Here is a 23,377-nt window from a genome sequence, read left to right as displayed (position 1 = left end):
ACTTAGCAGATCTCAGCGCCTGCAGGCATCTCTTTCTCCGGTACCATCAGGGAAAGATTTCCGTCTGCATCCTCTGCACAGAGGATCATACCCTCGCTGAGGATTCCGGCAAGCTTGGCAGGCTTCAGGTTTGTAACGACCATAACCTTTTTGCCCACCATTTCCTCTGCGGAATAATGAGCCTTGATTCCGGATACGATCTGACGAACCTGGCTTCCGATCTTAACCTGAGAGCAGAGAAGTTTTCTGGATTTCTTAACCTCCTCACAGGCGATGATCTCACCAACCTGGAACTGCAGCTTCTCAAAATCATCGAAAGTGATCTCCGGCTTTGCCTCGATATCGATCACATTCTCTGTTTTCTCCTCTTCTACCTCTTCCTTCGGCTCTTCTTTCGGCTCTTCTTTCTTCGGATGAAGCTTCTCAACCTTCTCAAGAACCTCTTTCAGGTCAAGTCTCGCAAAAAGGATCTCCGGTTTGTCGGTTACGCGGTTTCCTGAAGGATAAAGACCAAACTGCTCCATCTTCTCAAGAGTTCTCTCGTTTGCGTTGAGCTGTACAAGAATACGCTCTGTTGTACGCGGCATAAAGGATTTCAGAAGAGATGCGCCGATGCAGATTCCCTCAACCAGGTTGTAGAGAACGGTTGCAAGACGATCCTGCTTTGTCTCATCCTTTGCAAGTGCCCATGGCATTGTCTCGTCGATATATTTGTTGCAGCGTTTAAACAGAGAGAATACCTCTGTGATAGCATCTGCCACACGAAGCTTGTCCATTTTTGCGGAAACGTTCTTCGGAACCTGAAGGATGAAGCTCTTAAGATCCTCATCAACCGGCTCAGTAACATTCTTATTCTCAACGACTCCGTTAAAATATTTGTTAGACATGGAAATTGTACGGTTTACAAGATTTCCAAGTGTGTTTGCAAGGTCGGAATTCAGTCTCTCAACCATCAGCTCCCATGTAATCACACCGTCATTCTCAAATGGCATTTCATGGAGTACAAAATAACGGACAGCATCTACACCGAAGAACTCAACCAGCTCATCTGCATAGATTACATTTCCTTTGGATTTACTCATTTTTCCATCGCCCTGAAGCAGCCATGGATGTCCGAATACCTGTTTCGGAAGCGGAAGATCCAGAGACATCAGGAAGATCGGCCAGTAAATGGTATGGAAACGAATGATATCTTTTCCGATCAGATGAAGATCTGCCGGCCAGTATTTGTTGAATGTATCGCTGCTGTTTCCGTCACAGTCATAACCAATACCTGTGATATAGTTTGTCAGAGCATCCAGCCATACATATACAACGTGCTTCGGATCAAAATCTACCGGGATTCCCCATTTAAAGGATGTTCTGGATACACAGAGATCCTGAAGTCCCGGAAGAAGGAAGTTGTTCATCATCTCATTTTTACGAGACTCCGGCTGGATGAAATCCGGATGTGTGTTGATGTAGTCAATAAGCTTGTCTGCATATTTACTCATTTTGAAGAAATATGCCTCTTCCTTGGCAGGTACGCATGGGCGTCCGCAGTCCGGACATTTGCCGTCTACAAGCTGGGACTCTGTGAAGAAGGACTCACATGGTGTACAGTACATTCCTTCATAATGACCCTTGTAGATATCTCCCTTTGCATACATTTTTTTGAAGATTTTTTTGACCTGCTCTTCATGGTCTTTATCTGTTGTACGAATGAATTTATCATAGGATGTGTTCATCAGATCCCAGATACGTTTGATCTCGCCAGAAACGTTATCTACGAATTCCTTTGGTGTAACACCAGCCTCCTCAGCCTTCAGCTCAATCTTCTGGCCATGCTCATCAGTACCTGTCTGAAAATATACGTCATAACCCTGCTGTCTTTTAAAACGTGCGATCGCATCCGCAAGAACGACCTCATAGGTATTTCCGATATGCGGTTTACCGGATGTGTACGCAATGGCAGTGCTGATATAATATCTCTGCTTTTCCATCTTTTCTTTCCTCCATAAATATAAAAATAAATTGTGTACTTACTCATAACGGACTGAAAATATATTCCGTCAGAACAGGAAAATTCCTGTCCGGGGACATTGGAAGATTACCAAGTAATTCTCAGCGACATAAAAAAACGCCTTCTCATACCATAACGATATGAGAAGACGAGTTATTACCCGTGTTACCACTTCTTTTCGTTCCTGCCTCGCGGCAAAAACCTCATCAGGTACAGCAAGCTCTATACCCTTCCGCTATAACAGGCGGTCCTGTCACTGCCTGCCGGTGTCCGTTAAATCGGACATTCACACTTCGCTTATCGCGTTTAAACCGGTTCAGCAATGCCTCTCCGAAGCCATCTTCCATCTGCGCCTGCACATCCCTCTCAGTCTCAGAACTCCTGCATAAAGTGAACCTTCACCATTCACCCTGCTGCAGATCTATGACCTCAACTACATCACAGCCTGCATCTAAAAAGTCCTCCGGGGATTTCCCTGTAGTACGGTGTACACATGTACTCTCTTCTTCCATGAGTTTTCCATATGGGAAAATCGTAACACATTTCCGATGGTTTGTAAACGGGGAATTTCGATACTGTATTACATTCTCCTCTGCCTGTACATCCACCGCCACGCCATCCGGAACGCAATGGTTGTCAGCGTCATTCCTGCTGCCATGCTCACCGCAAAAAGGATCGTATAGATTCCGTCTTTCTGGAATTTTGCCCAGTCCTTCATCAACATCCAGTTCATTGTCCGGTAAAGTGCTGCTCCCGGAATCAACGGAATTGTCGCAGAAACCAGAAATACAGTTACCGGCGTTTTATGAATTCTTGCCATACATTCTGCATACAAAGTAATAGCTACTGTTGACCAGAAACCGCACACATACGGACTTGGCGTTATGAACTCTACTGCCAGATATACAGCCCAGGACAGACATCCACCCAATGCCGCAAACCAGAGTTTTTTTCCATGGATATTAAATAATGCCGCAAAGCCGAGGGATCCTGTGAAGGATACGACCAGCTGTATGATTTCCCGCATGTTTTCCTCCTGAATAAAATCATAACTACTCTCAAATACTCCCATCATCTGCTGCATTTCGCTACTCCGCAATTGATGCAGTATCTAAACTCCTCATTCACTGCTTATTGCTTTTCGCAACCTTCAAGAGAACTTCCCTGATTCGGTTAAAACAACAGATTCGCCACCGTAAAACCAAGGCCCACGACCAATGCCAGCAAAAGTGCCTCCATACATCGGATCAAACCTGTAATGGTATCTCCTGAAAACATATCGCGCAATGAATTGGTAAATGCAATTCCCGGTATCAGAAGCATGATATTTCCGATACTGATCAGATCCGCATGATGTCCAAGCCCGATCAGAACTGTAAGATTGGAAAGTACTCCGCCGGCTCCGCAGCAAAGAAGCACTGTCAGCAGCGAGTTTAATGCACCTTTTTTTACAAAAGCCTCAAACAGCTTCAGGGCGATACCAATCAGCGCAGAAGCAATCATATCGTTGACATCTCCTCCGAAAAACACTGAAAAAGAACCTGAAATTACAGCATAGATCAAAATCTGCGTTTTAAAAGAATATCCTTGTTTATCCCGGATCTTTTCCAGCCCCTTCTGGATCTCCTCCGGCTTCGGCCGATACTCACAGATGTATCTGGAAAGCTGGTTCAGGTCATCCAGCCGTCCCAGATCATTGGACATTCCCGGCACACGCCGCGTCTGGGTGCAAATACCGAAATCCTCTCCATAAATAGTCGTCACAATACTGGATGTGATAGAAAAAACATCTGCCCGGGTGGCTCCATATGCCAGGCAGATCCGCCGTATGGTATCTTCCACACGTCCAACCTCTGCTCCGCAGCAAAGAAGCTGTTCACCAATTGTCATCGCATAATATAAATACTGTTCCGCTTCCTCCCGCGTCATCCGGCATCCCTCACTTTCCTGCTTTATTTCATTTTTATCTATTTTAGGACACGTAAATATTAAAATCAACAAGGATTTTTTGTCTTAATATTCATTTCTTCTATATTTCCTCAAAGTAATAAGCAGATATTTTTGTTCAAAATAAAACACCACCCGGACAAAAAAGATGTCTATCTCTTCTGTCCGGATGGTGTTGGTGTTTGAAAATCCAATGCTCTGCTCAGTTTTTATTTATCTGAAATCTAACAAATCTTATGCGAGTTTTCCGCCAAGTTCACGGCAAGCTGCAAGTCCTTCATCATCAGGAGTGTTGTTTACAATGAGACCCTCATCCTCAACAAGCTCTGCGCCTGCGTCTTTTGCTCTGCCGCACCATGTTCTCATCCACTCTCCGTCGCCCCAGTCATAGGAACCGAAAAGTGCAACTTTTTTACCGGAAAGTTTACCTTCCAGATCAGAAAAGAACGGCTCAAACTCACCCTCCTCAAGCTCCTCATCCCCCATAGCCGGACAACCAAGAGCCAGAACATCAAAAGAAAGCGCTTTATCCACATCCGCATCAGCCACTTCCATAATCTCAACATCCGCACCGGCAGCCTTGGCACCTTCCTCTACAGCCTGCGCCATAGCCTCTGTGTTACCTGTAGAAGACCAGTAAATAATTCCTACCTTGCTCATCTCAAAAACCTCCTGTTTTTAAACTTTATATTATACGCACATCTGAGATGTACAGAGATGCTTCATACCAACAACCTGCAAAATCGAATACCCCGCACGGATCTGCGCCGCAGTAAACTCCCGACACTTATCATAGCTGTCAAAAATCCTGCGAGCCTGCTCCACATCATCATAAACCTTCCAATAACCACACATCTTGCAGCCACTGCCTCCAAATTTCCGGAAACCCTTCACGTCTTCAATGGGATACCCCAGGAAAAGTCCGATCTCATGAGGAAACTCCGTCTTATAAAAAAATCTCTCCTTCAGACGGGCGATCATCTCATCCAAAGAACCATCTATATTATACCCATCCTGGAGCAAAAGTTTCCTGGCTTCATCCTGCTTAAGATATTCCTGCAGCATATCCGGCCGGTACACCAGAAGAAGATAATGCTTCCTGCATCCACAGATGATCTCCATACGGATACCTTCCCGTTCAAGACTCTCCTCATAATCCGAAATGATCTCCGGCAGTTCCGGAATTTTTTCCTTGGAAAAGGAAACAAGATTCGCCGGTTTCATTCCCATTAATACAGGGGAACAATGATAACCCATGACAGATTCAAATTTTTCACAAGTCATTTGCATTCTCCTTTACACGTTAGTTAGATTTGTCTAACTATTGTAAATATACTACCATAGTTAGCCTCTGTCAACTTATTTTTTAAAAATTTTCATTAGGAATTTTTATTGATAAAATACCATCATTAAAGGCACAATATTCCTTATAACAAACACTCTATCAGACATCCGACTGCCAGTTCTCACCATTTAACCGAATCAGGTAAGTCCCCTGCATGGTTGCAAATATCCACTACACCTGCAGCGTAAAAATACTTATTTACATCCAGCTCATAAAATGAAAATATTTCAGGATAATCAGATCAAAACCTCTTGACAAACCTCCCTCTGTCATGTATTATAATATCAGTAATAATTACTATTACTGAAAGGAGAGGACATTATGGCAGCACTTAAATACAGCCGTCAGCGAGAATCCATCAAGGAATTTCTGAGATCCAGAACAGATCATCCAACGGCAGATACAGTATACGAGAATCTTCGACAGATCTACCCGAACATCAGCCTCGGAACTGTCTACCGTAATCTTTCTCTTCTCAGTGACATCGGTGAGATCCGGAAGCTGACCAATTTCGGAAGCGCGGATCGCTACGATGGAAGGGTCGCACCACACTCACATTTCATGTGTACCAGATGCAACCGGGTGATCGATATGCAGTCAGACAGCCTTAACGGAATTCTTGAACAGGCAGCTGCAGAATTTATCCACGGAAAAGTCTTTGACGTAGACGCAAGCTTCTATGGAATCTGCAAGGAATGCCTGAAAAAAGAAGAAAAACAAGCTTGACAAAATAAAAATCACATGGTATCATAAAATAGTAATAATTACTATTATTAATTCAAGAGAAACAAAAATAAACAATATATTTCAAAAAAGAAAAGGAGATCATTACTATGGCTAAATGGGTATGTACAGTATGTGGATATGTTTATGAAGGCGAGCAGGCACCGGAAGCCTGTCCAGTATGTAAAGCACCAGCTTCTAAATTCCAGAAACAGGAAGGCGAGCTCTCATGGGCAGCTGAGCATGTTGTAGGCGTTGCTAAAGGCGTCAGCGAGGACATCCTTGCAGATCTGAGAGCTAACTTCGAGGGCGAGTGCTCTGAGGTTGGTATGTATCTTGCAATGGCTAGAGTAGCTCACAGAGAGGGATATCCGGAAGTTGGAATGTACTATGAGAAAGCAGCTTACGAGGAAGCAGAGCATGCAGCTAAATTCGCAGAGCTCCTTGGTGAGGTTGTAACAGACAGCACAGAAAAGAACCTTCAGATGCGTGTAGAGGCTGAGAACGGCGCTACAGCAGGTAAATTCGACCTTGCAAAACGTGCGAAAGCAGCTGACCTTGACGCAATCCATGACACAGTACATGAGATGGCTAAGGACGAGGCAAGACACGGAAAAGCATTCGCTGGTCTGCTTAAAAGATACTTCGGCAAATAAGAAATCCGCATAAAATAAGGATTTTTTAAGGGGGAATCACAGAAGTGATTCCCCCTTTTTTCGTACAATTTTTATTTAACTGTAACTTTACAGGTTGTCCTCTTTGAGCCGCTTCGGATTGTGATTGTTGCGGTTCCTTTTTTCAGACCTTTGATCACACCACCTGATGTTACTGTCGCGATTTTTTTGTTGGATGATGTGTATGTAACTTTTTCCTGGCTGGTTACAGGAGTGACTTTAACTGAAGATGCCAGTTTACGGTAAGTAGTTCCTTTTTTGAGTGTCACAGATTTAGTGCTTACAGTAATTTTCGAAGTTTTTACTGCTCCTCTCTGTACGGTAACTTTAAAAGATGCTGACTTTTTGCTTGCAAGAATAACCTTAACTGTAGTACTTCCTGCCTTTTTACCTGCTGTCAATCTGAAAGTTCCCTTCTTTGTCACAGAAGATACTTTTACGATTCCTGTATTTCCGGATGTCACTTTTGTAACATAATCACCTTTCGCCAGTCCGGCTGCTTTAAATGCAGTGGTAGACTGACCTGCTTTCATTTTCAGGGAAGATGCAGTCAGGGAAATCGTCGGTTTCAGTTTGGCAACTGTAATTTGTTTCCTGAGCACTTTGCCACATACTTTACAATGACTTCCTTCCTTCTTTCCTGCCTTAAATACTGTCGCTGCAATTGCTGCATCTTTTACAGCGGTATGTTTTGCCGGAAGTGTTACGGTTCTTATACCATCACAGGAAGTACATTTATCGGTTCTGCTTCCTTTTGACGTACAGGTTGCCTGAACAGTTTTTACTGCTTTCCAGTTGTGACTGTGTTTTGAACTGTTTTCTCCAATCTCAAAATGTTTCCTTACAAGCCGCTCCCACTCCCCGTTTTTGTTTTTTCGCATGGCAGACAGTGCAAGCCTTGTATTATCATCGGACTTTCTCGTCATGATCGGAAGCTCCTGGCCGGAAACTTTCTGCATATTCCATGCTTCATCATCGTAATCATATTGCAGTTTACCGGATTCTGTATCCTTCCAGCTCATCACTACGATTTTTATATCATTTCCTGTAATCTCAACGGGATCGCCTTTTCCGTTTATATACTGAACCAGTTTTACTTTTAAATTGGCGAGATTAATGGATTCTCCAACAGCCGGATTAAGCAGCTTTCCATTCTTATCTGTCAGATTATCCGGTATCAGCATAAATTCGCTGACTTCAAACCATATATCTTTTCTGAAGGCTTCTTTATATTCACCGGTTTTATCCAGAAGTTTTACTGCTACATAACAGCAGCCAACACCGGTTTTATCGTTGGATTTAATTATAAGCTTCTTTCCATCCGGAGAAACTGTAGCTTCTGCCAGTTTTGATTGTTCTATGATTTCCAGCTTATAATCTTTTACCGGATGCTGGCCACTGGTTTTATCCAGTATGTCTGTCACAATGGTCGTTTCATTGTTCGGCAGCATGGCTTCATTTCCTGCTGTGCCTTCCAAATCGTATGTCAGATTATAAAAGCTTTTTTCCTCACTATCATCACTGTCATGACCACTGTCACCGAAGTTTCCACTGTCGTCGCCATTATAACCGGGTAAAGTATCCACCTCATACATCCGTCTTGCAATCTGGTGCCAGTTTCCATCTGCACTTTTTTCCATTGCAGTAAGCCCAAAATATGTGCCATATCCTGATGTTCTCTCAAGGATTGGGAGCTCCTGCCCTGGAACATCGATCCATTTCCAGCCGTCTGTATCATAATCATGGTACACTGTGCCTGTACTTTCATCTGTCCATGAAGATATTACGATTTTATAATTATCTCCTGTTACCGGAATCGGATCTCCTTTTCCATCTTTGTAACGGACAAGCTGTGGTTTCATGTTATTTACAATGTCTACCTGCTGGCCTACTTCAGGAATAATTACATTTCCATTTGCATCTGTGATTTTTTCCGGCAGGATCACATACTCACTGACGCTGAACCACATATCTTTTCTGAAGGCTTCTCTGTATCCGCCTTTTCCATCCGGTATCTGTACAGATATGTAACAGCAGCCCTGACCGGTTTTATTGCCAGATTTAATAACAAGTTTTTTTCCATCTGCAGAAACTGAAATATCTGCCAGCTTTGACTGTTCCAGGATTTCCAGTTTATAATCATCTACTCTCTGATAATCCTTTGTTTTGTCCTCCAGATAAGTGGTAGCTGTCATCTGACTGTTCGGCAGCATGGCTTCATTTCCTGTCGTATCCTGATAATCATATACCAGTCTGTAGGAGCTTTTCTCTTCGCTGTCATCATTATGACCATTGTCATAATCGTTGCTGATCAAAGAAGTAAGTTCATAATGATGTCGGGTAATATAATGCCAGTCTCCATTTTCTGATCTCTCCATAGCCAAAAGTGCAAACCATGTAGAATTCTCTGTTGTTCTCTCCAGGATTGGAAGATCCTGTCCCGGAACCTCTATCCATTTCAGGCCATCTGCATCATAATCACGAAGTTCTTCACCTCCAGGACCTGTCTGTGACATGACGATCTTGTAATTGTCCCCTGTTACCGGAATCGGGTCTCCTTTTCCATCTTTGTAACGGACAAGCTGTGGTTTCATGTCTTTTGCTATATCCAGCTGCTGGCCTACTTCAAGGTTGATTTCATTACCACTTGTATCTGTGATTTTTTCCGGCAGGATCACATACTCACTGATGTTAACCCCAAATTCCCTTTTTGCCACTTCAGTTCCATTTATGAATGCCGTTGCGGAAATTCTGGCGTCTCCGGTTTTATTGTAAACATCCAGCACAATATCCTGGCCATCTAATGATACGTCTGCCATTTTGACACCATTTCCACCCGTTACCGGAGCAACTTTCAATTCATATGCAGAAACATCACTATAGCCAATTGTATCAACCAGACGGGATTTTATCCTGACACGGCTGTTCGGCAGTAAATCCTGGCCTCCACTGGCACCTTCAAATATCAGATTAAGCTGATATTGTTCATTTGCTTCAGCAGACTCTCCACCTTCTGAACCGTCACTGAAGACCTCCTGATTTTCGGTGTTATCCCCGAATAGCTCCGTAGTTTCTGATACGTTTTCTTCTTCTGCAATTTCTTCTTCCGCATTCTCTGCATCATCCTGAAGACTTAATTCCTCATCGTCTTCCAGATCAGGCACTGAAGCTGCTTCCCCTGTTGTTTCCGAACCACCGTTCTCCTGAACTATTTCTTCTGATTCTTCTGTCTCTGCAGTTTCCTGTCCGGTATCTGCTGTCAGTTCCTCAGCTGCTACCGGTATGACCGCGCCCATACTCTGTGAAAACGTAAGTGTTGCGACCAAAAGCATTGCAATCCTCTTTTTCTTCATATGATTCTCCCATTTTCGTTTTTCTGCCATAATTATACTATATTCATTGAAGTACTGGCTATCATATTCTTCCTTCTACTGGTTTAAAAAATATACTCGTAAAAAATTGCCCAGTGTGCTAGAGCGTGTTTGAAAAAGGCTTTCTGCAAGATGTGCGTCACAATTTGTGGGAGATTTCTCCCGGATGAGGGCGCCGTAGCGGGCTACGGCAACCGAATTCGGGTGAAATATACCGCAAAGTGGGGCGTGCAGATTGCAGGAATGATTTTTCAAACACGCTCTAATATAAAGCAAATAAAAACATTCCAAAAAGCCTTGAAATACCAGCACTCAGAGATGTTCTGAAATCACCAAAAAAGGAATCGGTCTCCCGGTTCCTTTTTTCGTCATCTCTACATACTATATCCATCCAGATATACCGATGATACATAATTTTTGCTGGTATTCTTATACAGTATCTGCAGATAATGTGATCCATCCATAGTGACTGTACTTCCGTTTTTGATCTTTCTCTGTCTTCCGGTTCCGTGTTCACTGTAATATATTGCAACTATCTTGTAGCCCTTCTTTGCAGTGATACATACTTTTGCCTTTCTGGGATAACCTTTTGTAACCGGGACCATGGTCTTTTTATCAAAGGATTTTTTATAATCTTTTCTTCCGAATTTGCACACGTTTAATGGGTTTGTATAATTATGTACCGTAACTTTAGATTTGAAAGAATATGTTTTTCCATTCTTTCTTTTTACTTTGAAGGATACAATAGAAGTTCCTGTTTTTTTTGCCTTCAGCGTAATGGTATAATCACCCAGAAACGGCATTTTTCTTACTGACACCACACTGGTATTACTGGATTTCAGTCCCAGAACTTTGTCGGATCTGACGGAGTTTATGATTGGATCTCCGGTTTCCTGACCTTTCATAAGAGCAATAGACTTATGAAATTTGAGCGTCCCCGCCGCCTGTGCTGTGACCGGTGCTACTGCAAGATCTGTCACGATGAATGTAAGTGCCAGAAATAACACCAATAATCTCTTTACTGCTTTTTTCATTACTTTTTCCCCCTTTTATAAGCATTTTGGACTTATTCCATACATATTAGTATACAGGAGTTTTTCACTTTCATCAATGTTTTTTCTGAATTTTCTGTATACTATCTTCCCGAACCTTTGCGCGAAGCTCCGTCAGATATTCTGAGAATTTCACCTGCTCATTTCCGTAGGTCATCTGCAGATCATACTCCAGCGGAATCCAGGTTTTAATATCTGATTCATTGTGCTGGATCAGGGCTTCCAGCTTGTCCAGCGCTTTATAGATCCTGGCTTCCAGAGTCCGCTGCGCTTCCATCTCCTGATACATTTCCGCCATCTCTTTATCGAACGGCTCCGGCAGAGTCTTCACCCATTCTCCCAGCACATCGGCTTCTTTCTCCGAATCTTTATCCGTTTTTTCAAAGGCTGGGATATCCCCGGTAAAAGCTTCTCCCAGATCATGGATCAGGCACATTTTCATGATCTTCAGAAGATCTGCCTCAGGGAACTCATCACTGACAAAATATGCCATCAACGTGATCCTCCAGGAATGCTCTGCAACGCTCTCCCGCCTGCCACCGGAAGTATAACTATGACGTACCGCATCCTTTAACCGTTCTGCAACGGAAAGTACTTCGATCAGTTTTTCTGGTTTCATATATTTTACCATCCTTTTCCTGCTATTACGGTAACTGTATGGATCCGTTTTTCTACCCGGTGAACCGTTAATAACACTTTTATTTTACTATACCATAGTTTCCCACGGAACAGACCACACAAAAGCATTCTTCTGCATTTTGCGCGCTGACATTTCCCATCCCAAATAAATTTGTCCAAGCTAATTTCTAAAAAAACTATAAACCATATTGCATTTTTCTCCATAATCGTCATAATGAAGTTATAAACAAAAGAAAGAAGGTGATTGCCGATGGATATCACGGTGTCGGATGAGGTCTCACAGGAATATCATGAGCTTGTGAAGAACATCCTCTGTAACAGAGAGTTCCTGAAGCTGAGCCTGTACACCCACCACCAGTGGACCACACGGCTCATGCACAGTATCAATGTTTCTTACCTCTCCTGGTTCATTGCCAGGAAGCTGGGATGTGACGAGAAAGCCGCTGCAAGGGCAGGGCTTCTCCACGATTTCTGTCCCTATGACTTCAAGGCGGAGACTCCGACCGGTGAGCATCAGGCGTTTTATCACCCGAAGGCTGCCGCAGACAACAGTGCCGCACACTTTGATGTCACAGACAGAGAGCTGGATGCGATACTCTCACATATGTTCCCTCTGGGACCTCTTCCACGCAATAAGGAAGCCTGGATCATCAGCTTTGCCGATAAAGCCTGCGCCATCGCGGAAGGCTGCCATATCGCCATTGCACTGGCCAGGCGGAACCGGATCGTCATCAATCCGGCATAATTTCCACACAAAAAACAGGGCCGTCGCCACTTCTGACGAGCCCTGTTTTTGTGTGGAAATTTATTTTATGGTAATACTTTGCAGATTACTTTATATATCTTAGTTCTCTTTCACAACAACCTTATCCAGGTGCCAGATATCATCTACATACTCCTGGATAGTTCTGTCGGATGTGAACTTACCGCTGCATGCTGTGTTCAGAAGTGCCATCTTAGCCCAGCGTTTCTCATCCTTATATGCTTCCTCAACACGTTTCTGTGCTTCTGCATAGGAACGGAAGTCGCCAAGAATGAAGTACTGGTCAGGTCTCGGCATGTTGCGTTTGTCGAGAAGTGAATTGTAGATGTCACGGAACATCTCTGTATCGCTGGAGAAGGTTCCGTTGATCAGCTGCATCAGTACCTGACGGATCTCCGGATCTGTGTTGTAGATGAAGTCCGGATCGTAACCGCCGTTATTCTCATAGTTGATGATCTGGTCAGAGCTCATACCGAAGATAAATGCGTTCTCCTCGCCAACCTCCTGTACGATCTCGACGTTGGCACCATCCATGGTTCCAAGTGTCGGAGCACCGTTCAGCATGAATTTCATGTTACCTGTACCGGAAGCCTCTTTACTTGCTGTGGAGATCTGCTCGGAAACATCTGCTGCCGCAAAAATGATCTCGGCGTTGGATACACGGTAGTTCTCGATGAATACAACCTTCAGCTTACCGTTGATGGAAGCATCATTGTTTACAACATCTGCCACACAGTTGATCAGCTTGATGATCTTCTTTGCACGTGCATAAGCTGCGGAAGCTTTTGCACCAAAGATAAATGTTCTCGGATAGAAATCCATCTCCGGATGTGCCTTGATCTGGTTGTACAGATAGATCACATGCAGGATGTTGAGGAGCTGACGTTTGTACTCATGAAGTCTCTTAACCTGGATATCGAAGATGGAGTGCGGATCAACCTCAACACCATTGTGCTCCAGGATATATTTTGCAAGACGCTCTTTGTTCTTGAACTTGATGGTCATGAACTCCTGAAGAGCCTTCTCATCGTCTGCGTAAACCTTAAGCTTGGAAAGCTGGGAAAGATCTGTGATCCAGTCCGGTCCGATCTTGTCTGTTACCCAGTCAGCCAGAAGCGGGTTTCCATGAGCAAGGAAACGTCTCTGTGTGATACCGTTTGTTTTGTTGTTGAACTTCTCAGGCATCATCTCATAGAAATCCTTCAGCTCCTGATTCTTGAGAATCTCAGTATGAAGGCGTGCAACACCGTTTACAGAGTAGCCTGCAACGATCGCGAGGTGAGCCATCTTAACCTGTCCGTCATAGATGATCGCCATCTTCTTGATCTTCTCGAAATTTCCAGGATATTTCTGCTGGATCTCAAGAATGAAACGACGGTTGATCTCCTCGATGATCTGGTATACACGCGGAAGCAGTCTGGAGAACAGCTCGATTGGCCATTTCTCAAGTGCCTCGGACATGATAGTGTGGTTAGTGTAAGCACAGCATTTTGTTGTGATATCCCATGCCTGATCCCAGCCAAGACCTTCCTCATCAATGAGGATACGCATCAGCTCTGCTACTGCAACAGTCGGATGAGTATCGTTCATCTGGAATACAACCTTCTCATGAAGTTTTGTGATATCATCATGAGTTTTCTTATATTTGGCAATGGCTGCCTGAAGGCTGGCAGATACAAAGAAGTACTGCTGTTTCAGACGAAGCTCTTTACCTGCCATATGGTTATCATTCGGATAAAGCACCTCTACGATAGTACGTGCAAGGTTCTCCTGCTCTACTGCGTTGTGATAATCACCCTTGTCGAAAGAGTCAAGGTTGAAGTCTACGATCGGCTCTGCATCCCAGATACGAAGTGTGTTTACAACATCGTTGTTATAACCTGTGATCGGCATATCGTAAGGAACAGCCTTAACTGCCTGATATCCTTCATGGATGAATTTATTCTCGTTCTTCACCGGATCCCACTCAACGCGTACATATCCGCCGAAATGAACCTCTTTTGCATACTCCGGACGACGGAGTTCGAAAGGATAGCCGTTCTTCAGCCAGTTATCCGGTACCTCTACCTGATAACCATCGCGTACTTCCTGCTTGAACATACCGTAACGGTAACGGATTCCGCATCCGTATGCACAGTAGTTCAGAGTTGCAAGGGAATCCAGGAAGCATGCTGCCAGTCTTCCGAGTCCACCGTTTCCAAGAGCCGGATCCGGCTCCTGGTCTTCGATGCAGTTAATGTCAAGTCCAAGCTCCTCAAGAGCCTCCTTAACCTCGCCGTATGCGCCAAGGTTGATCAGGTTGTTTCCAAGGGCACGGCCCATAAGGAACTCCATGGACATATAATATACGATCTTCGGGTCCTGTTTTTCATACGCCTTCTGGCTCTTAAGCCAGTTGTCAATGATCACGTCCTTCACAGTGTAGCTTACAGCCTGAAAAATCTGCTCCTGTGTAGCCTCTTCCAGTGTTTTTCGATAAAGGAATTTTACGTTTTCTTTTACGCTTTTTTTGAACTCCTCTTTCTCAAACTGCTTGTCAATCATTAGTTTTCCTCCTGTACTTTGGATACTCCCAGTGTTACAGCCTCTTTGTTGATGTTCCATTCTTTGGTGTAACCCTCTGCTTCTCCCAGAACAATGTTTTCTGCCAGTACTTCACGTTTGATCTCATCCTGGTTTGCTTTCATGATATCCATGATCTTATCGTTATCTTTTGCATAGACAATGATCTTGTCCATGACTTCGAAACCAGCCTCTTTACGCATGGTCTGAACCTTGCTGATGATCTCGCGGACAAAGCCCTCCTGGATCAGTTCAGGTGTAAGGTTTGTATCAAGGACAACGGATGTTTCACCGTCTGTCTCTGTCACATAGCCCTCGCTCTGGGCTGTTTCGATCAATAAGTCTTCCTCTGCAAGCTCGACTCTGTTTCCGGCAATGTCAAGAACGAGAACACCATTATCTCTCAGCTCTTTCATTGCTGCGGTTCCGTCGATCTCGGAGAGTGCGGTACGGATGCCGTTCAGAAGCTTGCCGTATTTCGGTCCTACTGTACGAAGCTGTGGCTTGAAGCTGTAGGAAATGAAGGACTCTACATCATCTGCGAATTTCACTTCTTTTACATTCAGCTCATCTGCGATGATATCTGTGTAGAATTTATCCATAGCTTTCTCAGCTTTTACATACATGGTTCCGATCGGCTGACGGTTCTTGATGTTTGCGGTATTTCTGCATGCACGTCCGAGAACAACGATCTCAAGAAGCTCTTCCATGTTTGCCTCAAGATCCTTGTCGATCCATGCCTCGTTTACCTCCGGGTAATCGCAGAGATGGATACTCTCCGGAGCGTCTGCATCAATGCTTCTTACAAGGTTCTGGTAGATATCCTCAGTCATAAACGGGATCATCGGAGCTGCTGCCTTGGCAACTGTTACCAGTGCTGTGTAAAGTGTCATGTAAGCATTGATCTTATCCTGCTCCATGCCCTTAGCCCAGAAACGTTCACGGCTTCTTCTTACATACCAGTTACTCATATCGTCAACAAATTCCTGAAGTGCTCTTGCAGCCTCCGGAATCTTGTAGGAATCAAGATCTGCATCGACAGTCTTCACCATGGTATTCAGCTTGCTGAGCAGCCATTTATCCATAACCGGAAGCTTATCGTAATTTAAAGTATATTTAGTCGCATCAAAATTGTCAATGTTCGCATACAATACGAAGAATGCGTAGGTGTTCCACAGAGTGCTCATGAACTTTCTCTGTCCCTCTACAACTGCCTTGCCGTGGAAACGGTTCGGAAGCCATGGAGCACTGTTGATGTAGAAGTACCAGCGGATAGCATCTGCGCCGTATTTGTTCAGTGCGTCAAACGGATCAACGGCATTTCCCTTGGACTTACTCATCTTCTGTCCGTTCTCATCCTGTACATGTCCCAGAACGATTACATTCTTATACGGAGCCTTATTGAAAAGCAGTGTGGACTCAGCAAGAAGGGAGTAGAACCATCCTCTTGTCTGGTCAACAGCCTCGGAGATGAAGTCTGCCGGGAACTGCTGCTCAAACAGGTCTTTATTTTCAAATGGATAATGATGCTGTGCAAAAGGCATTGCTCCGGAATCAAACCAGCAGTCAATTACCTCCGGTACACGATGCATGGTCTTGCCGCAATCCGGACACTTCATAGTGATGTCGTCAATGTATGGGCGGTGAAGCTCGATGGTCTTCGCACGCTCATCACCACTCTTCTCATAGAGATCCTGACGGCTTCCTACGGATTCCATATGTCCGCACTCACACTGCCAGATGTTCAGTGGTGTTCCCCAGTAACGGTTTCTGGAAATACCCCAGTCCTGAACGTTCTCAAGCCAGTCACCGAAACGTCCCTTACCGATGCTCTCCGGAATCCAGTTGATAGTATTGTTGTTACGGATCAGATCATCCTTTACTGCTGTCATCTTGATGAACCAGGACTCACGTGCATAGTAGATAAGCGGTGTGTCACATCTCCAGCAGTGCGGATAATCATGCTCGAATTTCGGTGCGTCAAAAAGCTTGCCCTCTTTGTCAAGGTCTGTGAGAACCATCGGATCCGCTTTCTTTACGAATACACCGGCATATGGTGTCTCTTTGGTCATGTTACCCTGTCCGTCTACGAACTGTACGAACGGAAGGTCATACTCACGTCCGACACGGCTGTCATCCTCACCAAATGCAGGTGCGATATGAACGATACCGGTACCATCGCTCATGGTAACGTAGTTGTCACAGGTTACGAAATGAGCTTTTTTGCGCTGTTTTGCTGCTGCCTCGCCTGTGCATGCAAAAAGCGGCTCATATTCCTTACGCTCAAGGTCTGTTCCTTTATATTTCTCAAGAATCTCATATGCAGGCTCATCATCCTTTGCAAGCTTGCCGAGAACCTTGTCCAGAAGTGCTTCTGCCATGTAGTAGGTATAGCCATCTGCTGCTTTTACCTTACAGTAGATCTCATCCGGGTTTACACAAAGTGCAACGTTGGATGGAAGTGTCCACGGTGTTGTGGTCCATGCCAGGAAGTATGCGTCCTCACCGACAACCTTGAAACGAACGATAGCAGAACGCTCTTTAACAGTCTTGTAGCCCTGGGAAACCTCCTGTGCGGAAAGCGGAGTTCCGCAGCGTGGGCAGTAAGGAACGATCTTGAAGCCTTTGTAAAGAAGACCTTTGTTCCAGATTTCTTTCAGTGCCCACCACTCAGACTCGATGAAATTGTTGTCGTATGTTACATAAGGATGCTCCATGTCAGCCCAGAAACCAACTGTAGAGGAAAAATCTTCCCACATTCCCTTATATTTCCATACGCTCTCTTTGCACTGCTGAATGAACGGCTCCATTCCGTACTCCTCGATCTGCTCTTTTCCGTCAAGACCAAGCTTCTTCTCAACCTCAAGCTCAACCGGAAGTCCGTGAGTATCCCATCCTGCTTTTCTTGGAACCATGTAGCCCTTCATTGTACGGTATCTCGGAATCATATCCTTGATAACTCGTGTCAGAACATGTCCGATATGTGGCTTACCGTTAGCGGTAGGCGGTCCGTCATAAAATGTGTATGTCTCGCCCTCTTTACGGCTGTCCATACTTTTTTCAAAAATCTTGTTGTCTTTCCAGAATTTCTCAACTTCTTTTTCGCGGTCAACAAAATTCAGATTCGTGTCAACTTTACGATACACAATATTTACCTCCTGTGTCTGATTACTGGCTGCTGCCTCATCTGTAAGGCCACAGCGGATTCTTTCCTCACAGATACCTGTTCGTGCCAATGCCTCGGGCACTTATAAAAAAAGACCCCATCCTGTAAAAGGACGAAGTCTGATTCGCTGTACCACCTGTTACATTATACGGGCCTGTGTCCGGATTCCTGCGTCTTATGCTCTGTGTTATGGCGCGGGCCGTTGTTCCATGTCTGTTCATAGCGGACAATTTTTTGTATCTGCCGATATATGTTCCCTGTAACGGAGGAAATCCGTCAGCTCTTACTTGATGATCATCTGTACATCAGATATTCTTCCCGGCTGCTGCCGGACAACTTCGGAACTGAAGCTCAGGAGTGATATTCCGCCATATTTACTCGTCCCGGGCTCCCACCATCCCCGGTTCGCTGCAAGCTTTCCATATGGCTTACTGTCTCCATCACAGCTTTTTTCTATATACGCTGTCTATTATAGGTTGGGGAAAATCCATATGTCAAGTGTTTTCAGGGATTTTTTCTTATTGTATGTATGTTCACTTCTTCTTAATGGAATTTTCACAGACTGCAAGTGGTTTTTCCGGGAGGAAAGTGGTATACTACTACAGAATCTTGAGGGCAAAAATACAGCTTTTCATTAATACAATGCTATAATTAATGAACTACTGCACCTCATCACAAAACGGGCAAGAGTTTTTTCGGTTACTGATTTCCAAATGAATAATAACCTTCTCTCCCGGATTTATTACTGAAAGGTATCTTATTATGAAAAATATGAAAAAACGATCCCTGCGCCGGATCTTTGCCGGCATTCTCTGTGTGGGAATCCTGCTTACAGGCGCCGAGCCATGCAGCGCTTCCGCGCCTCTTGGATACGATGAATATGGTGATCCTATCGTCACTGCCACACCGGTTCCTGATGGACAGTCATCCGGTCAGGCCGCAGCAGTCATGCCTGCTCACTCCAGCTATTATTCTCAGGCCGCCGACACCGATTCCATTGACGGGTGGCCCAAAGGTCCCAGCATCGAAGCACAGGCTGCAGTCCTTATGGACGTAAATACAGAAGCCGTTCTTTATTCCAAAAACGCGGACACACAGCTCTATCCTGCCAGCATCACGAAGATCCTGACTACACTGCTTGCCTGCGAAAATCTGAACGCTAAGACAAACATTACCGTATCTGAGAACGCTTCCACCAGTGTAACTGCCGGAGATTCCAGTATTTATGCTGCTCCCGGTGAAGAATTTACCAGGGATCAGGCCTTGATGGCTGTCATGCTCCAGTCCGCTAATGAAATGTCTGTCGCCGTTGCGGAAGAAGTTTCCGGTTCTGTAAAGAAATTCACAGAGCTCATGAACTGGCGCGCCAAGCTTTTTGGCTGCAAGAACACACACTTTAACAATCCTAATGGTCTTCCGGACGAGAATCATTACACCACAGCCTCCGACATGGCAAAGATTGCCAAATCCGCCTGGCTAAACCCTCTTTTCCGGCGATACTGCACCAAACGTTATTACGAAATCCCGCCTACCAATAAATTTGCGGAAGCCCGCCAGCTGCTCAATCATCACAAGATGATGAAAAACGGCGAATACTATTATGAAGGCGTCCGTGGCGGAAAAACAGGCTACACGGATGCATCCGGAAACACGCTTGTCACCTACTGCAAACGAGGAAATATAACGTTGGTAGCCGTGATCCTGAATTCTACTTCCGCGGCAAATGCTTACAGCGATACTGCTTCTCTTTTCAATTATGGTTTTGAAAATTTTGAAAAGGTGGATATGAAGGTGTCCATGGAGCCAGTCCCGTTTAAGGTACTCCCCTGTGACAAATATATCCTTAAGAATAACGGAAACACCTATCCGTTTTATTATCAGACAAAGGTTTATGTGACTATTCCAAAAGGTATCAAAAAATCACAGCTTAACAAACGCCAGGCCGTTCTTCAGAATGCTGTCGGCCCACTGCGTCTGAAAAGCAAATATTATTATAAGAAACAAATGGTCGGATGGGGAATGCAATACGAACGAAACATCGTATCAGCTCTTCTCCTGGCTTCGTAACATTTTCCTGCGGCGGAGAGATTCGTGCTTTTCACGGATCTCATCCGCCGCTTCTGTATCTTCTGCTCTCAGGGTCTTCACCCCGAAATATTTTCCCTCATCGGTTTTTCGGATCCGGATCTTTCCGGCAACAGGTCCATGCTCATGGCAAAGGGCAAGGCTGTAATATACCTTGGAATTGTTGGTACTGAACCAGCGGATCTTCCTCTTGGCAGGGCATCTGCAGATGGGACACATGGTACTTACCATGGTACGGTCCTTCATCAGACGCTCCTTTGATACAAATTCCCTGGACACAAACTTGTCATGGTCTGTATAGGAAATATAGATCTCGCTGTCTCTGGATTTTGGATTCTGATATACATCCAGGGACGGATGGCGGATCATGCAGGCTTCATTGATCTCCAGGAGTATCCTGGCAGTATAGCTGGCGTCTGCCAGTGCCCGGTGAAAATCCCGGTTTTTGGGAAGCTGCAGGTAGTCTGTGGCATATTCCAGGGAACGCCTGGATATTCCATCCTCGAATTTTATGCTGAAAAGTTTCTGCACATCGTAGTAATGCACCGGCCCTGGCATCAGCTTCAGAAGATTATAGTATTTCATATTGCGCTGAAGTTCCATCACATCCTGGTCTCCCCAGGTAAAAAAGCGATACTCCTCCCCGCACCATTCCAGAAATCTGCGGATCGCCCTTGGAAAAGGGATGCCTTTTTCCAGTTCATGATAATCCACGTGGATCACTTCGTGGATACTGTCGTGGATCCAGTGGTACACTTTGGGCTTGATCAGGCACTGAAAGGTATCAACGATCTCTCTTTTTTCATTTAATTTTACTGCCCCGATCTCTATGATCTCAAACGGGAGCCGACTATCCGGATGTCTTCTTCCATCCGGATTCTGGTTCCATTCCAGGTCAAATACAATATAGTTCATGGGTTTTCTGTCCTCTTATCTGACAGTGTGCACAGATATCTTTATGAAGAGCAGGCACTGTGTTCTGCTCCTCTATATCTTATGAACGCAGCTGCTTCATGGTCTGATCCCGGTTATTTCCCGGTTCTGCACTCAGAAACAGAATAAATCGCTTCAAACAGCTCCTGCTGGAAGCTTTCTGTATCTGCATCTGTCAGAATCATATCTTTCATTTCATCTTCTTCGTGTAGCCACCAGCGGAAATCGCATAATGTGGCACCCCGTCCGACACCGTCTGAACAGTCCACATCCAGGAATACTTTTTCTGTTTTAAAGAACTCCGGATGGATGAGATACATAAACGGTACAGCAGCATGGATACTTGCCACGCAGCGATATTTGGAAAAATTTTCAAGTACGTAGCCAGCCATATCTCCACAGGCTCTGGCTGCCGGATCACCGGACTGGCACAGCTTCATGATCTGGTTTCTGGTAAAATTACATTTCAGGGTAGCATCCAGTCCGCACATGATCAGTGGGATTCCGGAATCGAATACGATCTTTGCCGCCTCCGGATCTGCGTAGATGTTGAATTCTGCTGCCGGTGTGATGTTTCCGCCTTTTGCTGCACCGCCTGTAAATACAATTTTTCTGATCTTATTCTTTATTTCAGGAAAAACCTTCAACAGAAGTGCAAGATTAGTCATTGGTGCAGTTTCAATCATTACTACCTGCTCGCCCTCCGGAAGGGTATTTAGAATGTCACGGATAAAAAGCACTGCATTGTCAGAAGCAGCCTCTGTTTTTGCTTCCGGCAGTACGCAATGGCCAAGCCCTGTCTCTCCGTGAAATTCTTCCGCATAAATTGCCTCTTTCACAAGAGGACGATCCTGGCCTCCTGCCACCGGAACCTTCAGTCCGTAAAAATCCACCAACTCCAGTGCACTTTGGGTCACTCTTTCTATCCTGGTACTTCCTGCAGATGTCGTCACTGCAAGCAGCTCCAGTTCATCCTGATGTGCTGCCGCATATGCCAGTGCGATCCCGTCATCGATTCCGGGATCACAGTCCATGATAACCTTGATCTTATCTCCCATATATTCACCTCTGTAAAAACTCTTTCCCCAATTTTATAGTATTGCCGAATTTCCGCTGTTTACCTGTTCCAAGTATAACAGAGTGGGGAGGGAGTGTAAAGTTAATCAGAGTTCACCTCTGTACTTCAGGCTGAAACGTAAAGAACCCCTCTGCCGGGCATTGGCAGAGGGGTGGAAAAAAAGGGGGTTATATTCATTTATATAAACAAATGCAATGTGCAATTTGGAGTTTTAAGTCAGGCGGATAAAATTATCCGCATTCGGTCAACCAGCCATTATCTGGTTATCTCTGCAATATCCGTTTGGGTTGTTCCGGATATTGGCTTCAAAGTAAATGCCGATCAATCAATAGAAACAAATTTCTTCTCTTCTGCTTCTTTCTTGGTCTCTTCCTTCGGGAAGGTTACATAAAGGATTCCGTTCTCATATTTCGCATGGATATCTTCATGCTTAATACTCGAGCCTACATAAAAGCTTCTGTTGCAGGTTCCTGTATAACGTTCTCTGCGAACATATTTACCTTTATCATCCTTCTCGTCCTTCTTCTCTTCTCTGGTTGCCTGAATGTTCAGATAACCATTCTTCAGCTGGATCTTCACATCCTCTTTCTTAAATCCCGGAAGATCGATCTCCAGTTCATAATTGCCATCTACATCACGGATATCTGTCTTCATCATATCCTTCACCTGAGGATAAGCATTGGCAGCTGCCTGACGGCCTGTCGGATATCCCATAAAATCATCAAATAAATCTTCTCCGAAAATACTTGGCATTAACATAACTCATTCCTCCTGATCTATATTCGCTGCGTGCTGCGCAGGCGTTTTTAATTTACTGTTTCTGAAAACATCTGCAAATTCTGTAAGAACTTTCTCCGGAAGATTTCTTTTTTCTCTCTTCCTTTGTTCTGTATGTACTATAACACGTATTATTAGCATTGTCAAGAGGTGAGTGCTAATTATTTTGTGAAGAATTTGCCGCCGTAAAATGAAAAACTAATTTCCACCCTCAGCCCTTTATGTTCTTTTGCTGAAATTAGGGGTGGAACTTAGTCCTG

Annotated in this window: 20 protein-coding genes; 5 read left to right on the top strand and 15 right to left on the bottom strand. The window is 44.6% G+C overall.

Annotation, left to right across the window (positions count from 1 at the left end; genetic code table 11):
- Nucleotides 1–2: 2 nt before the first annotated feature.
- From metG to LKD46_RS13680, 6 genes are all read right to left on the bottom strand, one after another.
- Complete coding sequence (gene metG / locus LKD46_RS13705; protein ID WP_227574240.1) at nucleotides 3–1,982, bottom strand: methionine--tRNA ligase; 1,980 nt, start codon at nucleotides 1,980–1,982, stop codon at nucleotides 3–5.
- Nucleotides 1,983–2,400: 418 nt separating this feature from the next.
- Nucleotides 2,401–2,610: a hypothetical protein gene (locus tag LKD46_RS13700; protein ID WP_138276935.1), complete on the bottom strand. Its 210-nt coding sequence runs from the start codon at nucleotides 2,608–2,610 to the stop codon at nucleotides 2,401–2,403.
- Nucleotides 2,583–3,086, bottom strand: a complete 504-nt coding sequence (locus tag LKD46_RS13695) for a threonine/serine exporter family protein (protein ID WP_015526384.1) — start codon at nucleotides 3,084–3,086, stop codon at nucleotides 2,583–2,585. Before LKD46_RS13695 ends, LKD46_RS13700 begins: the two co-directional genes overlap by 28 nt.
- Nucleotides 3,087–3,175: 89 nt before the next feature.
- Nucleotides 3,176–3,931 (bottom strand): threonine/serine exporter family protein, encoded by a 756-nt coding sequence (locus LKD46_RS13690; RefSeq protein ID WP_021653091.1) that lies wholly within the window; start codon nucleotides 3,929–3,931, stop codon nucleotides 3,176–3,178.
- 252 nt (nucleotides 3,932–4,183) lie between these two features.
- Nucleotides 4,184–4,609, bottom strand: a complete 426-nt coding sequence (locus LKD46_RS13685; RefSeq protein ID WP_118515241.1) for a flavodoxin — start codon at nucleotides 4,607–4,609, stop codon at nucleotides 4,184–4,186.
- Nucleotides 4,610–4,639: 30 nt separating this feature from the next.
- Complete coding sequence (locus tag LKD46_RS13680) at nucleotides 4,640–5,233, bottom strand: DUF3793 family protein (RefSeq protein WP_173753027.1); 594 nt, start codon at nucleotides 5,231–5,233, stop codon at nucleotides 4,640–4,642.
- 382 nt (nucleotides 5,234–5,615) lie between these two features.
- Between LKD46_RS13680 and LKD46_RS13675 the strand changes: the two genes are divergently transcribed.
- Nucleotides 5,616–6,020 (top strand): Fur family transcriptional regulator, encoded by a 405-nt coding sequence (locus tag LKD46_RS13675; RefSeq protein WP_015526389.1) that lies wholly within the window; start codon nucleotides 5,616–5,618, stop codon nucleotides 6,018–6,020.
- A gap of 107 nt (nucleotides 6,021–6,127) precedes the next feature.
- Complete coding sequence (locus LKD46_RS13670; protein ID WP_015526390.1) at nucleotides 6,128–6,673, top strand: NADH peroxidase; 546 nt, start codon at nucleotides 6,128–6,130, stop codon at nucleotides 6,671–6,673.
- A gap of 71 nt (nucleotides 6,674–6,744) precedes the next feature.
- Here LKD46_RS13670 and LKD46_RS13665 read toward each other — a convergent pair whose 3' ends face one another.
- Together LKD46_RS13665 and LKD46_RS16795 are read right to left on the bottom strand one after the other, a co-directional pair.
- A complete protein-coding gene (locus LKD46_RS13665; RefSeq protein ID WP_227574239.1) occupies nucleotides 6,745–10,044 on the bottom strand; it encodes an Ig-like domain-containing protein in 3,300 nt (1,099 codons plus the stop codon).
- Between the two features lie 75 nt (nucleotides 10,045–10,119).
- Nucleotides 10,120–10,275: a DUF6783 domain-containing protein gene (locus LKD46_RS16795; RefSeq protein ID WP_334303265.1), complete on the bottom strand. Its 156-nt coding sequence runs from the start codon at nucleotides 10,273–10,275 to the stop codon at nucleotides 10,120–10,122.
- Between LKD46_RS16795 and LKD46_RS16790 the strand changes: the two genes are divergently transcribed.
- Nucleotides 10,207–10,389 carry a DUF6783 domain-containing protein gene (locus LKD46_RS16790; RefSeq protein WP_334303264.1) on the top strand — a complete coding sequence of 61 codons (183 nt, stop codon included), beginning with the start codon at nucleotides 10,207–10,209 and terminating at the stop codon, nucleotides 10,387–10,389. The genes LKD46_RS16795 and LKD46_RS16790 overlap by 69 nt on opposite strands.
- Nucleotides 10,390–10,436: 47 nt before the next feature.
- Here LKD46_RS16790 and LKD46_RS13660 read toward each other — a convergent pair whose 3' ends face one another.
- Together LKD46_RS13660 and LKD46_RS13655 are read right to left on the bottom strand one after the other, a co-directional pair.
- On the bottom strand, nucleotides 10,437–11,096 hold the full coding sequence (locus tag LKD46_RS13660; protein WP_227574238.1) for a hypothetical protein: 660 nt from the start codon (nucleotides 11,094–11,096) through the stop codon (nucleotides 10,437–10,439).
- A 73-nt stretch (nucleotides 11,097–11,169) separates the two neighbouring features.
- Nucleotides 11,170–11,733: an HD domain-containing protein gene (locus LKD46_RS13655; RefSeq protein ID WP_227574237.1), complete on the bottom strand. Its 564-nt coding sequence runs from the start codon at nucleotides 11,731–11,733 to the stop codon at nucleotides 11,170–11,172.
- 270 nt (nucleotides 11,734–12,003) lie between these two features.
- On the opposite strand from LKD46_RS13655, the gene LKD46_RS13650 reads away from it, so the two are divergent.
- Nucleotides 12,004–12,498 carry an HD domain-containing protein gene (locus LKD46_RS13650; protein ID WP_227574236.1) on the top strand — a complete coding sequence of 165 codons (495 nt, stop codon included), beginning with the start codon at nucleotides 12,004–12,006 and terminating at the stop codon, nucleotides 12,496–12,498.
- A 99-nt stretch (nucleotides 12,499–12,597) separates the two neighbouring features.
- On the opposite strand, the gene LKD46_RS13645 is transcribed toward LKD46_RS13650, so the two are convergent.
- Together LKD46_RS13645 and ileS are read right to left on the bottom strand one after the other, a co-directional pair.
- The gene (locus tag LKD46_RS13645; protein WP_227574235.1) at nucleotides 12,598–15,060 is read right to left on the bottom strand and encodes a glycogen/starch/alpha-glucan phosphorylase; all 2,463 of its coding nucleotides are present in this window, start codon (nucleotides 15,058–15,060) and stop codon (nucleotides 12,598–12,600) included.
- Nucleotides 15,060–18,224, bottom strand: a complete 3,165-nt coding sequence (ileS, locus tag LKD46_RS13640; RefSeq protein ID WP_227574260.1) for an isoleucine--tRNA ligase — start codon at nucleotides 18,222–18,224, stop codon at nucleotides 15,060–15,062. The genes LKD46_RS13645 and ileS overlap by 1 nt, the downstream gene beginning before the upstream one ends.
- 782 nt (nucleotides 18,225–19,006) lie before the next feature.
- On the opposite strand from ileS, the gene LKD46_RS13635 reads away from it, so the two are divergent.
- Nucleotides 19,007–20,311, top strand: coding sequence for a D-alanyl-D-alanine carboxypeptidase family protein (locus LKD46_RS13635; protein WP_227574234.1), 1,305 nt, complete (start codon nucleotides 19,007–19,009; stop codon nucleotides 20,309–20,311).
- On the opposite strand, the gene LKD46_RS13630 is transcribed toward LKD46_RS13635, so the two are convergent.
- The 3 genes from LKD46_RS13630 to LKD46_RS13620 all read right to left on the bottom strand — a co-directional run bounded on the left by LKD46_RS13630 (nucleotide 20,288) and on the right by LKD46_RS13620 (nucleotide 23,099).
- Nucleotides 20,288–21,244: a 3'-5' exonuclease gene (locus LKD46_RS13630; RefSeq protein ID WP_227574233.1), complete on the bottom strand. Its 957-nt coding sequence runs from the start codon at nucleotides 21,242–21,244 to the stop codon at nucleotides 20,288–20,290. The two genes, LKD46_RS13635 and LKD46_RS13630, sit on opposite strands and share 24 nt — an antisense overlap.
- Before the next feature lie 113 nt (nucleotides 21,245–21,357).
- The gene (locus tag LKD46_RS13625; RefSeq protein ID WP_227574232.1) at nucleotides 21,358–22,320 is read right to left on the bottom strand and encodes a nucleoside hydrolase; all 963 of its coding nucleotides are present in this window, start codon (nucleotides 22,318–22,320) and stop codon (nucleotides 21,358–21,360) included.
- Nucleotides 22,321–22,661: 341 nt separating this feature from the next.
- On the bottom strand, nucleotides 22,662–23,099 hold the full coding sequence (locus tag LKD46_RS13620) for an Hsp20/alpha crystallin family protein (RefSeq protein WP_227574231.1): 438 nt from the start codon (nucleotides 23,097–23,099) through the stop codon (nucleotides 22,662–22,664).
- Nucleotides 23,100–23,377: the final 278 nt, after the last annotated feature.

This window comes from Blautia fusiformis (assembly GCF_020686995.1).
Taxonomy (GTDB): Bacteria; Bacillota; Clostridia; order Lachnospirales; family Lachnospiraceae; genus Blautia_A; species Blautia_A fusiformis.
This window is presented reverse-complemented; position numbering and strand designations above follow the sequence as displayed.

Bases quoted from the DNA above. Each gene is read 5' to 3' on its own strand.
- metG (WP_227574240.1), bottom strand. From the start codon at position 1,982: ATGGAAAAGCAGAGATATTATATCAGCACTGCCATTGCGTACACATCC.
- LKD46_RS13695 (WP_015526384.1), bottom strand. From the start codon at position 3,086: ATGCAGCAGATGATGGGAGTATTTGAGAGTAGTTATGATTTTATTCAG.
- LKD46_RS13690 (WP_021653091.1), bottom strand. From the start codon at position 3,931: ATGACGCGGGAGGAAGCGGAACAGTATTTATATTATGCGATGACAATT.
- LKD46_RS13685 (WP_118515241.1), bottom strand. From the start codon at position 4,609: ATGAGCAAGGTAGGAATTATTTACTGGTCTTCTACAGGTAACACAGAG.
- LKD46_RS13680 (WP_173753027.1), bottom strand. From the start codon at position 5,233: ATGACTTGTGAAAAATTTGAATCTGTCATGGGTTATCATTGTTCCCCT.
- LKD46_RS13675 (WP_015526389.1), top strand. From the start codon at position 5,616: ATGGCAGCACTTAAATACAGCCGTCAGCGAGAATCCATCAAGGAATTT.
- LKD46_RS13670 (WP_015526390.1), top strand. From the start codon at position 6,128: ATGGCTAAATGGGTATGTACAGTATGTGGATATGTTTATGAAGGCGAG.
- LKD46_RS13665 (WP_227574239.1), bottom strand. From the start codon at position 10,044: ATGAAGAAAAAGAGGATTGCAATGCTTTTGGTCGCAACACTTACGTTT.
- LKD46_RS13660 (WP_227574238.1), bottom strand. From the start codon at position 11,096: ATGAAAAAAGCAGTAAAGAGATTATTGGTGTTATTTCTGGCACTTACA.
- LKD46_RS13655 (WP_227574237.1), bottom strand. From the start codon at position 11,733: ATGAAACCAGAAAAACTGATCGAAGTACTTTCCGTTGCAGAACGGTTA.
- LKD46_RS13650 (WP_227574236.1), top strand. From the start codon at position 12,004: ATGGATATCACGGTGTCGGATGAGGTCTCACAGGAATATCATGAGCTT.
- LKD46_RS13645 (WP_227574235.1), bottom strand. From the start codon at position 15,060: ATGATTGACAAGCAGTTTGAGAAAGAGGAGTTCAAAAAAAGCGTAAAA.
- LKD46_RS13635 (WP_227574234.1), top strand. From the start codon at position 19,007: ATGAAAAATATGAAAAAACGATCCCTGCGCCGGATCTTTGCCGGCATT.
- LKD46_RS13630 (WP_227574233.1), bottom strand. From the start codon at position 21,244: ATGAACTATATTGTATTTGACCTGGAATGGAACCAGAATCCGGATGGA.
- LKD46_RS13625 (WP_227574232.1), bottom strand. From the start codon at position 22,320: ATGGGAGATAAGATCAAGGTTATCATGGACTGTGATCCCGGAATCGAT.
- LKD46_RS13620 (WP_227574231.1), bottom strand. From the start codon at position 23,099: ATGTTAATGCCAAGTATTTTCGGAGAAGATTTATTTGATGATTTTATG.